Consider the following 14,450-nt stretch of genomic DNA (forward strand, 5'->3'; position numbering starts at 1 on the left):
TTTAAGAAGGGAATAAAATAACGATAACTTACATTCAAAAGGAAGCTTAGTTGAGGGCCGTATCATATCAATTCAGCAGCTGGCACAGATACAACCCGTCTGTTCAAAATGAAGAAAGTGCTTAGAGCTCTCTCCACAGCTCATTTTCATCTTTTAAAGGAATTGTGAAGTTAAAGTCATCATCATTACTGACCAAAAGACTGGTGGGAGTCTGCATGACCACTTTCAAAACAGTGCCTGCCTCAAAAATAATCGGGGTGCAATTTTCCTTTTCTAAGGTCAATGGTTTAAGTAATTCAATTACCGAACTTTCCATAGTTTTATTCCAAAATAAGATTACTTTTCGAGAGTTAAATCATAGCATGATTTTTGAAAATTTAACTATTTCTCCAAAAAATGAGAACTGGGTCAATGATTTATTTACTTCAGTAGCAGCAAAACCTTTATCTAAACATCTATAAAGGCATTATTGAGTATTTGATTTCATTATATTTATAGAACTTTAAGAAGCTATATTCGTTTTTAATAAAACAGACAGGCCGTACTGATGTACAGGATTTAAAAATACATAAGGCAAAAACTTGATGATTCATGTGCCTGATTGCCTCTGGAGCTTTAGATAGGCTGATCAAGAATAAAAAGACTCATTAAGAGAAAAATACGTTTTGAAAATCTATAAAAATAAATTTTATAAGGGACTATGCATCGCTATGTTATTTTTTAAACTAAATTGAAAATTAATGCTTTATAACAGTAAAAGTCTAAAATAAGAATAAACTAGGCGTCATTTGGATGACCAAGAGATAGAAGGAGAACTAGGTCAGCATGTTCAAGTCATTTTTCCCGCAACCCGTCTGGTTTTTTAGCAGCCTGATTTTGTGGTTTATCCTTAATCTTGTGCTTTGGCATACTGGCGGATCAGGATGGGGAGTCTATTTGGGTTTCCCTGAAGGCTATTCTGAGGAAAGTCTCGCTATCGGTATCAGTCGTTTCTGGTCAGCCAAGTTTCTCTGGTTCTACCTTTGGTTTTTTCTTGCCACTGCCATATTTGCTCTATTCTGGATGTGGAAAGCACAACATCCATGGCAGCGTTGGTCAGTCTGGGGCTCGGCTTTTATCCTGTTTAATATCTGGTTTGGAGTACAGGTCAATGTCGTTTTAAATGAATGGTATAGCCCGTTTTATGACCAGATCCAGAAAATGCTAGGCAGCGGTGGCGGAGATGTTTCACTTCTCTATCAAGAAGCTTTAACCTTTATTTATATCGCCATGATTTACGTCACTTTGGCCGTATTTAATATGTTTTTCGTCAGCCATTATGTGTTCCGCTGGCGTACCGCGATGAATAACTATTACACGGCACATTGGGAACAATTGCGTCATATTGAAGGCGCATCCCAGCGTATTCAGGAAGATACCATGCGCTTTGCCAAAACCACGGAACAGCTGAGTGTTTCCCTGATTGAAGCATTGATGTTATTGATGGCGTTTCTGCCTATCCTGTACCAGCTTTCAAGTCATGTAAAGGTTCTGCCAATTGTGGGAGAAATACCGCATGCTTTAATGTGGGCTTCTATTGGATGGGCCGTATTGGGTACCGTCATTTTGATGGTGGTCGGGATGAAACTGCCAGGACTGGAGTTTAATAACCAGAAAGTCGAGGCTGCTTACCGTAAAGAACTGGTGTACGGAGAGGATCATGCTGATCGGGCTCATCCGCTGACACTGCAAGAACTGTTTAGCCGGGTACGCTGGAATTATTTCCGTCTGTATTTTCACTATGCCTATTTCAACCTGGTCCGGATCTGGTACTTACAGTTAGACAATATCTATGGATTATTTATCCTGTTTCCGAGTATTGCAGCAGGAACGATCACCCTGGGTTTGATGATGCAAATCCTGAATGTATTTGGAAAAGTACGTGAGTCCTTTCAATATCTGATTTTATCGTGGCCGACCATTATTGAGCTGATGTCGATCTATAAACGTTTAAAAGCATTTGAATCCCATCTGGATTAATTTTTTCTAAGTTACCCATTAGATTGTAAAAGCCAAATGATTTTATCTTTGGCTTTTTATATCTAAATCGACGTTAATATCTAATCGAAAAGCTTGATCTGACCGTTGGTTAGATCAGATCAAATAGGAGCAAAATATCCCAATATAGGGGTATTCAGGTCTGGTTTTCCTGATTAGAATCTTAATGACCAGCGAAGATGGAGTTTAATTTCCAGCGGTTTAACGTATAAAAATAAGAAGTGTACGTTGAGGAAATTATTCTGATGCTGATCTTGTTCAGACAATGCTATAGAGGGTAAAAAGTAATTTTTTACACATGATAATAAAGATCTGTACCGTTATCCTGAATAAGCTGCCGAAGAAAGATTGCTATCTTTCTTCGGCTTTTTATGTGGTGTTCTATTTATTTCTGATTCAATCCCGCTGTTATTTATCCTTTAACTACGCGCCAGAAGGATGCTTATCTCAATTTTTATAGGCTGAGGCTTGGCATAATGTATAGAATTGTGAATGATGTGCCTCCTTTTTATCTTTTAAATTTGATACTTATCAACATCTTGTGTTTGTTGTTTGCTGCTATTTAGGCTATGTTATACGGGAATTTGGGGTTGAGATATTTGCTGTGAAGCTAAACGTAATAATTCTAATAATAGGGGCAATAGGCTTGGCGGGATGTAATAGCGTGAGTCGGCTGAAATCAGGGGTTTTACATCCTTTTGCCAGTCCGGAAGAGCTAATCGCCAAGCGGGCTTTGAATCAACGTGATGGCAGTGCAAAAGATTATATTTATCTTTGGGGGCAAGCACAGAAAAATAACAGCACTCAGGCCATGTATCCGCGTTCGATCCTGACGCAATATTGTCATGAACAAGGCGGTAAATTTTCCCTATTGTATAGAAGTAATTTTAATGCCGTGGCAGATCTTGCCCAACGCAAACGCCTGAGTACAAACCGAGGTGTGGTACAGGGAAGCGGCGCCTATCAGTGTCGTATGGATGGCCTGGCTGAAAGCTGGATCGTCTCGATCGAGCCGGTTTCTGAACGACAGGTCGATAAAACCAGCCAGAACCGTAGCGTTCGATTGCTGACCAAGTTGATGAGTGCGACTGAGGCAAGAAACTTTTACCTTGCTGCAAATAAGAACACTGTCGCTACCCAGAAAAAGACTGCTGCATCGATAAAAACGCCTGTAACGAAGAGCACGAATGAACTTAAAGAATCAGCGCGTAAAGAGCAGGAAAGGAAAGAATTAGAGAGAAAGGAATTAGAAAGAAAAGAGCTAGAGAAAAAACAGATCGCGACGACGGTAGTCCCCGTGAGAGCTTCAGTGGTAGAAACACCTCAACAGCAGCAGATGAAGCTCTATGTGGCAGCACGCCGTGATATTAATAGTGGCAAGAACCTGAATAATGCCTGCAATAATGCGCAGCGTGCCTACAATTATGGCAAATTGCAGGGGACTGAGGGAACTCGGGTTTATACCGAATCTGGTATGCTGGTTGCTCGCTGTTTGAACGGGATTCCGGCCTATGCCAACCGTTTCCCGAATGCTAAAGCTCAGGCCAAGCGTGTGCTACAGAATCTGTCTAATAACTATAATCATAGTGGTGCGAAGAATATGTTGAGACAGATCAAATAAGCACTGAATTAAACGCATTTAATCCAGAATCCGTATGATGATTTTGATTCACCAGAAGATGGGATAAAAAATCAGTTCAATCAGGTCGGATATAGAGGATGAGATCCGACTGCGTTTGCTGGGCAGGTCGCGCGATTCGAACATCCATCTTCGAAAAACAGGATGGATCAATAACAATACGGTCAAGCTAAAGAACACAACCAGTCTCCAAGGAAGGATGCTGTTAAAGGTGTTTGCAGTCATCATGATTATTTTTATTGTTTTAATTTGAATAATAACGCTAAGTTTACTCGATCAATATCATCATCTGATGAATAGCATGATGGGATGAAATTTTTCATCTGAATTAATTTTAAATCCAGTTCAGGTTTTACAGAGCTCTATCAGTATATTTCCTTTTTACATGATACAAAGAAACTATTTTCAGCGCCAAAATGCTGATGTCATATTAAAAGGAAGTGGTGATGGGTTTAAAAAGTTCTTCTCGTATTCGTTCATTTTTTCTAGGTGCAGCATTATTGGGAGCAGCACAGGTTACGATGGCGGGCCCAACGGTCGATCAGCTGAGTGACTGTTTGATGAAGTCCACTACAGCCATTGATAAAACCACGGTCTTGCAATGGACATTTGTGGCATTGGGCAATCATCCCGATTTAAAGGCTTTTAGCAATGTAACCGCAACTCAAAAGGAAGTATTAGACAAGAATCTAGGGACGGTGTTGCAGCGCATTTTAGTGGAGCAATGTTCAGCACAGACCAAGGCGGTGATTCAAGCTGAAGGTTTACAGGCTGTGGGCTATAGTTTTCAGGCTTTGGGTAAAACCACAGGCGAGGAAATTTTAAAGAATCCTGAAATCAATAATCAGCTCAAAGGTGTGCTGCGTTATATCGATTTGAATCGTGTTGCACAGACTTTTTTAACCCCAGATTTGTTGAATAAGTTGGGACTATAAGGCGATAAGTCATGAGGCTTTATTTGAAGATGCCTGCAATCAGTTTAATTAGCCAGTAAATGGGAATAAAAATAAGTTCTAGCCCATCTGCCAAGCCTAATCCGCGTTGTTTTCTTCTTGGTTCAGGTTGCATTTTAGAGAGCCACTTACGACTTTTAGGAATAATGAGCAAAATGATGATAGCTACTGTGAATATGCCAATTGCTATTTGAATGATGGTGGGCAAGATTCCGGGTGCCATTTTTGTTTTTCTTGGGTATTTTTTGATTTTATATCATGTTTTAAATCCTCTCCCTAGCCCTCTCCTTTAATAAAGGAGAGGGAACTGCGCGTATCAAATTAATCACATGACAAAGTCCCCCTTTGGAAAAGGGGGATTTAGAGGGATTCTAGAAGTAACACATAAAAAAGACTTTGAAAGCTGGATACGTCCTAAGTCTTTGAGTTTTGTGATTGAGGATATTTTTTTGATGGTCATAATGAATTAGGCTTAGGATTTGAATCATTATCATTAATTGTATTGATGATAAGTTTTTCTGACTTTAACAAACTAGTAGTCATTTTTAAGACTTCAGTTGATGACTTAATTTGATCTTCAATTAGCTTCTCGGTAGAAGAATAATGCTTATCATCTAAAGGTTGTCCAAAATATTTCAAAGCTAATTCTTTTCTTACATCATTTTGAGTTTCATTACTAATTGTAGATAAGAAGGAAGGAATCGCTTGTAACTCTAGATGACGCTGTTCAGCACTATCAGCTAATTTTCTGTAGTGAATAGCTTGTTTGAAAAAATAGGTTATAAGAAATATTGCGATTAAGATAAAAGTTATTTTAAAAGTCATCAAAGAATAAAGTAAATGTGGATAGCAATGGTATATCCATAGACAAACAAATGTAGTAATGAAACTTAAAGCTATTATACCATAACCTAAATTTTCTAGATTTTTGTATCTGGTTTGATAATTGGTGTTTGCATTTGCATAAACCTGTTCGGTTGCAATTCCTTGTAACTTATTTATTACTTGGTCAAATTTCTGTAACTTTTGATTTGCTTCTTCAATCTGTTGATCGATCGCATTTTTTATAATTTCATTTATGTAGCGGTAACTATGTCGAAAATTATCAATCAAATCTAATGCAGAATTTATATAATTAATTTGCTTTTGCAGATCTAATCGGGAGTAATCGTTTGAATTATCAGCCATAATTATATCAAACTTATTTTTTACATTCCCTATTGTATTTGATAATAATTGTTTTAGATTGTCGAAAGCATCTAACTCAGTTTGTTGCGTTGTAATTTTAGTTTCTAGCGAAGTTAATTGATTTATAAGTTGTTCTAATTGTATTTCTAGATTTTGACTTTTGATAATATTAGGACCTTTTAGTTTTTGGCTAAAATTATTTGCATCATTTAAATTTTGATTAAGTGTATTAAGTATTTTATCCATATATAAAAACCCCGCATTAAGCGAGGTTTTTATAACATGAAATCAATTGATTAGCGAATAAATTAACCAATCAACTTCTTCATCAACTCATTCACTTGCGCAGGGTTGGCTTTACCCTTAGACGCTTTCATCACTTGACCAACCAGACCGTTGAAAGCTTTTTCTTTACCAGATTTGTACTCTTCAACCATCTTCTCGTTGGCGGCAAGCACTTCCTTAATAATTGCTTCAATCGCGCCTGTATCAGTTTCCTGTTTCAAGCCTTTCTCAGCAATAATTTCGTCCGCAGTTTTGCCTTCATCCCACATAAAGCCGAACACTTGTTTCGCGATCTTACCGCTAATGGTGTTATCGACAATACGTGCGATCATGCCGCCAAGTTTTTCCGCAGAAACAGGAGAATCTTGAAGATCTAGGCCTGCTTTGTTGAGCGCCCCTGAGAATTCGCCCATCACCCAGTTTGCAGCAATCTTACCTTGTGCAGCGCCGCCAGCAGCTTTCACGACTTCTTCATAAAACTCTGACATTTCACGAGTAAGCGTTAGAACGTGAGCATCGTACTCAGTCACGCCAAAGTCCGCCACAAAACGCGCACGACGTGCCGCAGGCAGCTCAGGCATGGTGGCTTTGATTGCTTCGATTTGTTCATCCGCAATCACCACCGGTAACAAGTCTGGGTCCGGGAAGTAACGGTAATCGTTGGCTTCTTCTTTTGAACGCATTGAACGCGTTTCCATCTTCACAGGATCGAATAAACGCGTTTCCTGATCAATGGTGCCGTCCCATTCCAGAATTTCCATTTGACGTTCAATTTCAACATTGATCGCTTGTTCAATAAAACGGAATGAGTTCAGGTTTTTCAATTCGCAACGCGTACCGAAGGGTTGACCCGGACGACGTAAAGACACGTTACAGTCACAACGGAACGAACCTTCTGCCATGTTGCCGTCAGAAATGCCTAACCAGCGCACCAGCGTATGAATCGCTTTAATATAAGCAACCGCTTCTTCAACCGAACGCATATCTGGTTCAGAAACAATTTCAAGCAGCGGCGTACCGGCACGGTTCAAGTCAATGCCTGACATACCTTCGAACTGGTCATGAATCGATTTACCTGCATCTTCCTCAAGGTGCGCACGGGTTACGCCAATCCGTTTAACCGTGCCATCTTCAAGCTGGATGTCGATATGACCCAAGCCCACAATCGGATTGTCCATCTGGCTAATCTGGTAGCCTTTTGGCGAATCCGGGTAGAAATAGTTTTTACGCGCAAATACGGAGGCCTGATCAATATAGGCATCGATACCCAAACCAAAGCGAATCGCAAGATCCACCACTTCTTTATTCAATACCGGCAATACGCCCGGCATGGCCAAATCAACCAGGCTGGCTTGGGTGTTTGGATCATTACCGAAAACAGTCGATGAACCTGAGAAAATTTTGGTATTGGTGGCAAGCTGAGTGTGAATCTCGATACCAATAACGACTTCCCAACCCTCAATCAGGTTAGATTTTGGTTTAGCCGCTTTTGTAGAATTGTTTTGAGCTTGAGCCATTATGCATTCTCCTCAGCAATTGCCGCGCGTTGTGTATGCCAATCGGTTGCTTGCTGGTACTGATGCACCACAGACAACAATTGCGATTCTGACCAGTAATTCCCAATCAACTGTAAGCCAACTGGCAAGTTGTTCTGGTCAAAACCAACAGGCGCATTAATCGCAGGAAGACCTGCCAGGTTTACCGCAAGCGTATAAATATCGCCCAGGTACATTTCAACCGGAGTCAAATCCGCACCAATTTTATAGGCTGTGGTTGGCGCAGATGGTGCAGCAATCACATCGACAGATTCAAAGGCTTTAAGGAAATCTTGCTGGATCAGGCGACGTACTTTTTGTGCTTTCACATAATATGCATCGTAGTAACCCGCGGATAACGCATATGTGCCAATCAGGATACGACGTTGCACTTCCGCACCAAAACCTTCTGAACGTGAACGTTTGTACAAGTCCATCAAGTCCACTGGATTTTCACAGCGGTAGCCATAACGCACACCGTCAAAGCGTTGTAAGTTAGAAGATGCTTCAGCAGGTGCGATCAGGTAGTAGGTCGGAACGTAACTTTCGGTCATGTTGAGGTCGATCTCAACTAGCGTAGCGCCCATGTCTTCTAACTTTTTCAATGATTCTTCGACACGTGCTTTAACATCTTCAGCTAGGCCGGCAACATTAAAGTACTGTTTTGGAATACCAATGCGTAAACCTTTGACGGATGTATCATTCAGGTTCGCCACATAGTTATCAACCACTTGATTCATTGACGTTGAATCTTTGGCATCATGACCGGCCATCACGTTCATCAGGTAGGCACAGTCTTCCGCTGAGCGTGCCATCGGGCCGCCTTGGTCGAGGGATGATGCATAGGCAATCATACCGAAGCGCGACACACGGCCATAGGTCGGTTTAAGTCCAGTCAGGCCACAGAATGACGCAGGTTGACGAATAGAGCCACCGGTGTCAGTACCGGTAGCGAAGGGTGCCAGATCCGCTGCAACAGCTGCTGCTGAACCACCTGAAGAACCGCCAGGAACATGGTTTAAATTCCAAGGGTTAGCCGTTGCGCCGTAATATGAGTTTTCAGAGGTCGAACCCATGGCGAATTCGTCCATGTTCACTTTACCCAAAGTCACCAGGCCCGCAGCTTTGCCTTTCGCGACAACGGTGGCGTCATAAGGAGAGATAAAATTGTCCAGTATTTTAGAACCGGCAGTGGTTTTGATGCCTTGAGTACAGAAAATGTCTTTATGCGCGATTGGTACGCCTGTTAACACATTTGCACCACCTGCCTTACGCAGTGTGTCAGCCGCATCAGCTTCTGCCAATGCCAATTCAGGCGTAACGGTTACATATGATTTTACTTGAGCATCAATTTTTGCAATACGCTTTAAGTAATGTTCAGTCAATTCGCGAGATGAAAACTGGGCATTTGCCAGACCTTCACTGAGTTCACGAATGGATAAGCGATGTAAATCTGTCATGAGAAATAATTCTTTACGTTTAATTTAATAAAAAGAATGAACTGGGTAGTAATTACTCAATCACGCGCGGTACGAGGTATAGACCATCCTGAACAGCAGGTGCAACTGCTTGGTATTGCTCGCGATGATTGCTTTCTGAGACCACATCTTCACGTAGTGGCTGAGGATGGTCGAAAGGGCTCTTCAGCGGTTCAATTCCGTCGGTATTGATGCCTTTCAATGTGTCCATCATGCCTAAAATCTTATTTAAACTTTGAGCATATTCAGCAGATTGCGTATCATTGAGAGATAACCTTGCAAGGTGGGCAATGGCTGAAACTGTTTCTGCACTTAAATCTGCAGAATGCTGTGCATCCGATGTAGACATAATATTACCTAATCAGTATTAAAAAAATTCAAATTATCATGCGTTATGATAAGCGATTGACTTGTCCAAATCATCACATTTAGTTAAAGTTGCCACCTTGCGTCCATATAAAGTTTAATTGAGAACGTCCCCGTGATTCTAAAACGACTAATAGGCTTGTTTTCGCCAGATCTTGCCATTGATTTAGGTACTGCAAATACACTTATTTATGCGCCAGGACGAGGCATTATATTAAATGAACCCACGGTTGTAGCCATCCGTCATAGTGGTTCACATAAAATTGTTGCCGCTGTAGGTCTTGAAGCGAAACAAATGCTAGGTCGTACCCCAGCCAATATCTCAGCAATCCGCCCCATGAAAGATGGGGTGATTGCGGATTTTGAAGTCACTGAAACCATGCTGAATCAGTTCATTCGCAAAGTACATGAAAACCGTCTGTTTACTCCGGCACCGCGTGTGGTGGTGTGCGTACCATGTAAATCGACGCTGGTTGAACGTCGTGCTATTCGTGAAGCGGTATTTAATGCTGGTGCACGTGATGTCCGTTTAATCGAAGAACCGATGGCAGCGGCCATTGGTGCAGGTATGCCAGTTGAGCAGGCCTGTGGTTCAATGGTGGTCGATGTCGGTGGTGGTACCACTGAAATTGCGATCATTTCCCTACAGGGTTGTGTCTATGCAGATTCTTTACGGATTGGCGGTGATGTCTTTGATGAGCAGATCATTAACTATGTGCGTAAGGCGCATGGCTGTGTGATCGGTGAAACCACGGCAGAAGTGATCAAAAAAGAAGTGGGCATGGCCTTGCCAGATGAAGGTGCTAAACCGCTTGAAATTGAAGTTCGTGGCCGTAATCTTGCAGAAGGTGTACCACGTGCGATTGTGGTTAACTCAGACGAAGTGACTCAAGCCATTTCAGATCCTTTGCAAAACATTGTCTCTGCGGTGAAATCAGCACTAGAACACACACCTCCTGAGCTTTCTTCGGACATTGCTGAACGCGGTATCGTGTTAACCGGTGGTGGTGCATTGCTGCGTAATCTGGACAAGCTGCTGGCTAAAGAAACCGGCCTGCCGGTTGTGGTGGCAGAAGATCCACTCTCATGTGTAACCCGTGGTGGTGGCAAGGTACTCGAATTTTTCGACAATCCAAATCATGACATGTTATTCGTAGGCTAAGAAAAGGATTCGGCGGGTGCAAGCACATCTGTTTTCTCGACAACCGCCATCTTTTCGCTCTTTTATCATTGCATTGGTAACATGCTTGGTGGTGCTTTTCTTTGATTGGCGCATGCCACATGTTGTACAACCTGCAAGGGATGTCCTGTACGCGGCCTATAATCCTATTTATGCTGTGGCCAGTTATCCGGTATTGTCGCGAGAGTGGTTGAATCAACAAACCAAGTCTGAAGTTCAGTTGCGTCGGGAAAATACCGCGATGCAGGCTGAGTTGTTGCAGGCGCAAGTTCGCTTACAAAAAATCTCTGAACTTTCTGCTGAAAATACCCGTTTGCGCGGTCTGCTCGATACACCACTGATCATTGACGGGCGTATTGAAATTGCGGAAGTGATTGGCACCGATGCCGATCCTTTAAGACATATCATTGTGATCAACCGGGGTTCAAATAACGAGCTGAAAGTCGGGCAAACGGTACTGGATGACAAGGGGATTATGGGACAGATTATTAATGTCTATCCGCATAGTAGCCGGGTCATGCTGTTGTCTGATAAAGAACATTCATTGTCAGTGCGTCTGGAACATACTGGAATGCGTGCCATTGTCTCGGGGACGGGTGATCTGGGACGTTTGAAAATGGAATATGTACCGACCAGTGCCAATATCAAGGTCGGGGAAAAAGTCTATAGTTCAGGCTTGGGCCAACATTTTCCGGCAGGTTATCTGGTGGGGCAGGTGTCCAAAGTACAACGACATAATTCAGGTGAATTTGCCCAGATTGATGTAACGCCAGCCGCGCAGTTGGCCGGTGGTCATCATGTGGTGGTGTTATTTTCCGACTCATTGGCGATGGAGCAACCGCATGTCAATCGCTAAGATGAAATCCAGAAAGCATCGTGATCCCTTATTTGCCATCGTCATTTCAGTGATCGTGGCTTCGATTTTAATGGTCTATCCACTTTCTTATACTCTCTCGGGCTGGCGTCCGCTGTTCATGCTGATGGTGATGCTATTCTGGGTGTTGTGTCAGCCGACCTGGTGCGGGATATGGTTTGCCTTTGGTACCGGTATTTTTATTGATTTGCTGCTGGACGCACCTTTAGGTCTGAATGCCCTCAGCTTTATTATTATTGCCTTTTTAGCCCGATTCCTGACTCGTGAACGCCGTATCCTGACCTTTAATAATCTCTGGGTGATTACGGGGCTGGCAATTGTTGCACATTTGCTGATGATCTTTTTTGCCCAGATTGTGGCAGGCGTGCAATTTTCTTTTGCCCGGCACTGGATTCCAATGCTGACCAGTATTCTGGTTTGGCCTGTCCTCTATTATATGTTGAAAAAATGGCGCATATAATTCTCGCTTCCAGCTCACCTCGGCGTCGTGAGTTATTACAGCAGCTCGGACTGAGCTTTGATATCTACAGTCCGGATATCGATGAATCTGTGCGTGAAGGTGAATCCGTCGCGGCTTATGTTGAACGTCTGGCACGAGCCAAGGCTGATGCAGTGGCCGAGCGTTATCCAGATGCGATCATCATTGCTGCGGATACCAGTCTGGGGGTCGATAGTGAGATTTTGGGTAAACCAGAATCCAAGCAACATGCCATTGAAATGTGGACAAAAATCTCCGGTCGGTGGCATGATGTCTATAGCGGTGTCTGTGTTCGTACAAAAGATGAAAAATACAGTATAGTGGTACGTACGCAGGTCGAATTTCAAATCCTGAGTGCCGCAGACATGGAAAGTTACTGGGACACAGGTGAGCCGCTGGGGAAAGCCGGGGCTTATGCGATTCAAGGAATTGCAGCACGTTATATTCCAAAAATACAAGGCAGCTATTCCAATGTGGTTGGCTTGCCGCTCTATGAAACCGTACAGTTATTACAGACAGTTAAGGCACTAAATTAACTGCTGATAAAAAGAATTTTTATAATGTTTTGAGTGTAATTATGTCTGACGAGTTATTGATTAACGTCACGCCGATGGAATGTCGGGTCGCGTTGATTGAAAACGGCACGGTCAATGAACTGTTTGTCGAGCGTACAGCCAAGCGTGGCTTGGTCGGTAATGTCTATAAAGGCAAAGTGGTACGGGTTTTGCCGGGTATGCAGGCTGCGTTTGTGGATATTGGCCTGTCCAGAACGGCATTTTTACATATCAATGATATGGTCTGGCCGCGCCAACAGCCGACCCCAAATGTCTTCGAACTGCTTCAGCCCGGTCAAATCCTCACGGTTCAGGTGATGAAAGATATGCTGGGTACCAAAGGTGCCCGTCTTTCAACGGATCTGTCTATTCCTTCGCGTTATCTGGTGCTGATGCCTTATGGCAATCATATTGGGGTGTCACAGCGGATTGAATCCGAGGAAGAGCGCAATCGCTTGCGTTCGATTATTGAGCAGATTCAGGCGGAACATAAGCTGCCAGGTTCAGTGATTGTGCGTACTGCAGCAGAAGGGATTGAAGAAGCAGCCATTGCACAGGATATGGCTTATCTGGCCAAGCTTTGGGAATATATCCAGCGTAAGCAGAAGATTATTGCAGTTCCCTCGCTGATCTTTGAAGAATTGCCTTTACCACAACGGATCATTCGTGATCTGGCCAATGAAGAAACTGCAAAAATCTACGTCGATTCACGTGAAATTCATGCCAAGCTGCAAGAGTTTGTCGAAGAATTCGTGCCGAATATGCGAGACCGCTTACTGCACTACCCGGGCGAGCGTCCAATTTTTGACTTATATAATGTTGAAGAAGATCTGCAAAAGGCGCTGCAAACTCGTGTTGCGTTGAAGTCGGGCGGTTATCTGATGATTGATCAGACCGAAGCGATGGCCACCATTGACGTCAATACCGGCTCTTATGTGGGTGGTCGCTCACTGGAAGACACTGTTTTTAAAACCAATATGGAAGCGACTCAGGTCATTGCACGTCAGTTGCGTCTGCGTAATCTGGGTGGAATTATCATCATTGATTTCATTGATATGCAGGAAGCGCAGCATCGTGAAGAAGTGATGAAACAGTTTGAGCGCATGTTGGAACGTGACCATGCTAAAACCAAGATTACTCAGGTATCTGAACTGGGTCTGGTGGAAATGACCCGAAAACGCACCCGTGAGTCACTGGAACATTTACTCTGTGAATCCTGTCCGACTTGTCAGGGACGTGGTTATGTCAAAACAGCCGAGTCAGTATGTTACGAAATATTCAGAGAAATTCTGCGTTATGCACGTGCTTATGAGTCGCAGAGTGGCTTTACTGTTGTCGCGCATCCCGCTGTAATTGATCGTTTACTAACAGTAGAGGCCCCAGCAGTCGCTGATCTAGAGCATTTCATTAATCGCGTGATTAAGTTCCAAGTAGAAAATCTGTATACGCAAGAGCAATACGATATCATTCTCAGCTGAAATTGTAACAGAATATCGTTAAACACTTGTTACATCTGAAATTTTACATTGGTGCTGTTATTTACAATACTAGATGCATGAATTAGCCAAAGCCGTTTCTCCCAGTTTCAGGCTTAGCAAAAGGAGTGTGTTATGAATATGAGTAAAGCAGTAATTAATAAAGGCCTAAAACACGTATTAGAACCAAAGACTGTACATGCAGGATATATCGTCGATGAGCGCGGTAATGAAGTCCAGATTACCGCCAGCATGATTCGTAATGCCTGCCATCAATTATTACAACAGTGTCGTACCATCAAAAGCTAATGCTACCGATACAGAATCTTGTGCAGATTGAAATAAATTCTAGGCAATCAAAAATGGATGCATCATCCCAAAAATATAAAATAAATTTAAAACGATGTT

At 42.6% G+C, this 14,450-nt stretch carries 15 protein-coding genes; 10 read left to right on the forward strand and 5 right to left on the reverse strand.

Annotation, left to right across the window (positions count from 1 at the left end; genetic code table 11):
• The first annotated feature begins 215 nt into the window (after positions 1-215).
• The 4 genes from GVV58_RS15465 (at position 216) to GVV58_RS09160 (ending at position 4,611) form a co-directional block, all read left to right on the forward strand.
• Positions 216-461, forward strand: a complete 246-nt coding sequence (locus tag GVV58_RS15465) for a hypothetical protein (RefSeq protein ID WP_005172124.1) — start codon at positions 216-218, stop codon at positions 459-461.
• 364 nt (positions 462-825) lie between these two features.
• Positions 826-2,019, forward strand: coding sequence for a peptide antibiotic transporter SbmA (gene sbmA, locus GVV58_RS09150; protein ID WP_100354846.1), 1,194 nt, complete (start codon positions 826-828; stop codon positions 2,017-2,019).
• 682 nt (positions 2,020-2,701) lie between these two features.
• Complete coding sequence (locus GVV58_RS09155) at positions 2,702-3,658, forward strand: hypothetical protein (RefSeq protein WP_171502641.1); 957 nt, start codon at positions 2,702-2,704, stop codon at positions 3,656-3,658.
• Between the two features lie 464 nt (positions 3,659-4,122).
• Positions 4,123-4,611: a hypothetical protein gene (locus tag GVV58_RS09160; protein WP_159516398.1), complete on the forward strand. Its 489-nt coding sequence runs from the start codon at positions 4,123-4,125 to the stop codon at positions 4,609-4,611.
• 19 nt (positions 4,612-4,630) lie between these two features.
• Here GVV58_RS09160 and GVV58_RS09165 read toward each other — a convergent pair whose 3' ends face one another.
• From GVV58_RS09165 to gatC, 5 genes are all read right to left on the reverse strand, one after another.
• The gene (locus tag GVV58_RS09165; RefSeq protein ID WP_159516399.1) at positions 4,631-4,852 is read right to left on the reverse strand and encodes a hypothetical protein; all 222 of its coding nucleotides are present in this window, start codon (positions 4,850-4,852) and stop codon (positions 4,631-4,633) included.
• Positions 4,853-5,085: 233 nt separating this feature from the next.
• A complete protein-coding gene (locus GVV58_RS09170; RefSeq protein WP_159516400.1) occupies positions 5,086-6,063 on the reverse strand; it encodes a hypothetical protein in 978 nt (325 codons plus the stop codon).
• Between the two features lie 62 nt (positions 6,064-6,125).
• Complete coding sequence (gene gatB / locus GVV58_RS09175) at positions 6,126-7,619, reverse strand: Asp-tRNA(Asn)/Glu-tRNA(Gln) amidotransferase subunit GatB (RefSeq protein WP_100357575.1); 1,494 nt, start codon at positions 7,617-7,619, stop codon at positions 6,126-6,128.
• Positions 7,619-9,097, reverse strand: a complete 1,479-nt coding sequence (gene gatA, locus GVV58_RS09180) for an Asp-tRNA(Asn)/Glu-tRNA(Gln) amidotransferase subunit GatA (protein WP_159516401.1) — start codon at positions 9,095-9,097, stop codon at positions 7,619-7,621. The genes gatB and gatA overlap by 1 nt, the downstream gene beginning before the upstream one ends.
• Before the next feature lie 52 nt (positions 9,098-9,149).
• The gene (gene gatC, locus GVV58_RS09185; protein ID WP_005096170.1) at positions 9,150-9,464 is read right to left on the reverse strand and encodes an Asp-tRNA(Asn)/Glu-tRNA(Gln) amidotransferase subunit GatC; all 315 of its coding nucleotides are present in this window, start codon (positions 9,462-9,464) and stop codon (positions 9,150-9,152) included.
• A gap of 132 nt (positions 9,465-9,596) precedes the next feature.
• Between gatC and GVV58_RS09190 the strand changes: the two genes are divergently transcribed.
• The 6 genes from GVV58_RS09190 (at position 9,597) to GVV58_RS15470 (ending at position 14,351) form a co-directional block, all read left to right on the forward strand.
• Positions 9,597-10,643, forward strand: a complete 1,047-nt coding sequence (locus tag GVV58_RS09190; protein ID WP_004279360.1) for a rod shape-determining protein — start codon at positions 9,597-9,599, stop codon at positions 10,641-10,643.
• 16 nt (positions 10,644-10,659) lie between these two features.
• Positions 10,660-11,517, forward strand: a complete 858-nt coding sequence (gene mreC, locus GVV58_RS09195) for a rod shape-determining protein MreC (protein ID WP_005096172.1) — start codon at positions 10,660-10,662, stop codon at positions 11,515-11,517.
• Positions 11,504-11,995 carry a rod shape-determining protein MreD gene (gene mreD / locus GVV58_RS09200; RefSeq protein ID WP_005096176.1) on the forward strand — a complete coding sequence of 164 codons (492 nt, stop codon included), beginning with the start codon at positions 11,504-11,506 and terminating at the stop codon, positions 11,993-11,995. The genes mreC and mreD overlap by 14 nt, the downstream gene beginning before the upstream one ends.
• Positions 11,983-12,549 (forward strand): Maf-like protein, encoded by a 567-nt coding sequence (locus tag GVV58_RS09205; RefSeq protein ID WP_005172102.1) that lies wholly within the window; start codon positions 11,983-11,985, stop codon positions 12,547-12,549. The genes mreD and GVV58_RS09205 overlap by 13 nt, the downstream gene beginning before the upstream one ends.
• A gap of 41 nt (positions 12,550-12,590) precedes the next feature.
• A complete protein-coding gene (rng, locus tag GVV58_RS09210; RefSeq protein WP_159516402.1) occupies positions 12,591-14,045 on the forward strand; it encodes a ribonuclease G in 1,455 nt (484 codons plus the stop codon).
• 132 nt (positions 14,046-14,177) lie between these two features.
• Positions 14,178-14,351, forward strand: a complete 174-nt coding sequence (locus GVV58_RS15470) for a PA1571 family protein (protein WP_005096185.1) — start codon at positions 14,178-14,180, stop codon at positions 14,349-14,351.
• Positions 14,352-14,450 lie beyond the last annotated feature (99 nt).

The sequence above is a fragment of the Acinetobacter sp. 18QD2AZ41W genome, from assembly GCF_009829025.1.
GTDB lineage: Bacteria > Pseudomonadota > Gammaproteobacteria > Pseudomonadales > Moraxellaceae > Acinetobacter > Acinetobacter pseudolwoffii.

Bases quoted from the DNA above. Each gene is read 5' to 3' on its own strand.
- GVV58_RS15465 (WP_005172124.1), top strand. From the start codon at position 216: ATGACCACTTTCAAAACAGTGCCTGCCTCAAAAATAATCGGGGTGCAA.
- sbmA (WP_100354846.1), top strand. From the start codon at position 826: ATGTTCAAGTCATTTTTCCCGCAACCCGTCTGGTTTTTTAGCAGCCTG.
- GVV58_RS09160 (WP_159516398.1), top strand. From the start codon at position 4,123: ATGGGTTTAAAAAGTTCTTCTCGTATTCGTTCATTTTTTCTAGGTGCA.
- GVV58_RS09165 (WP_159516399.1), bottom strand. From the start codon at position 4,852: ATGGCACCCGGAATCTTGCCCACCATCATTCAAATAGCAATTGGCATA.
- GVV58_RS09170 (WP_159516400.1), bottom strand. From the start codon at position 6,063: ATGGATAAAATACTTAATACACTTAATCAAAATTTAAATGATGCAAAT.
- gatB (WP_100357575.1), bottom strand. From the start codon at position 7,619: ATGGCTCAAGCTCAAAACAATTCTACAAAAGCGGCTAAACCAAAATCT.
- gatA (WP_159516401.1), bottom strand. From the start codon at position 9,097: ATGACAGATTTACATCGCTTATCCATTCGTGAACTCAGTGAAGGTCTG.
- gatC (WP_005096170.1), bottom strand. From the start codon at position 9,464: ATGTCTACATCGGATGCACAGCATTCTGCAGATTTAAGTGCAGAAACA.
- mreD (WP_005096176.1), top strand. From the start codon at position 11,504: ATGTCAATCGCTAAGATGAAATCCAGAAAGCATCGTGATCCCTTATTT.
- GVV58_RS09205 (WP_005172102.1), top strand. From the start codon at position 11,983: ATGGCGCATATAATTCTCGCTTCCAGCTCACCTCGGCGTCGTGAGTTA.
- rng (WP_159516402.1), top strand. From the start codon at position 12,591: ATGTCTGACGAGTTATTGATTAACGTCACGCCGATGGAATGTCGGGTC.
- GVV58_RS15470 (WP_005096185.1), top strand. From the start codon at position 14,178: ATGAATATGAGTAAAGCAGTAATTAATAAAGGCCTAAAACACGTATTA.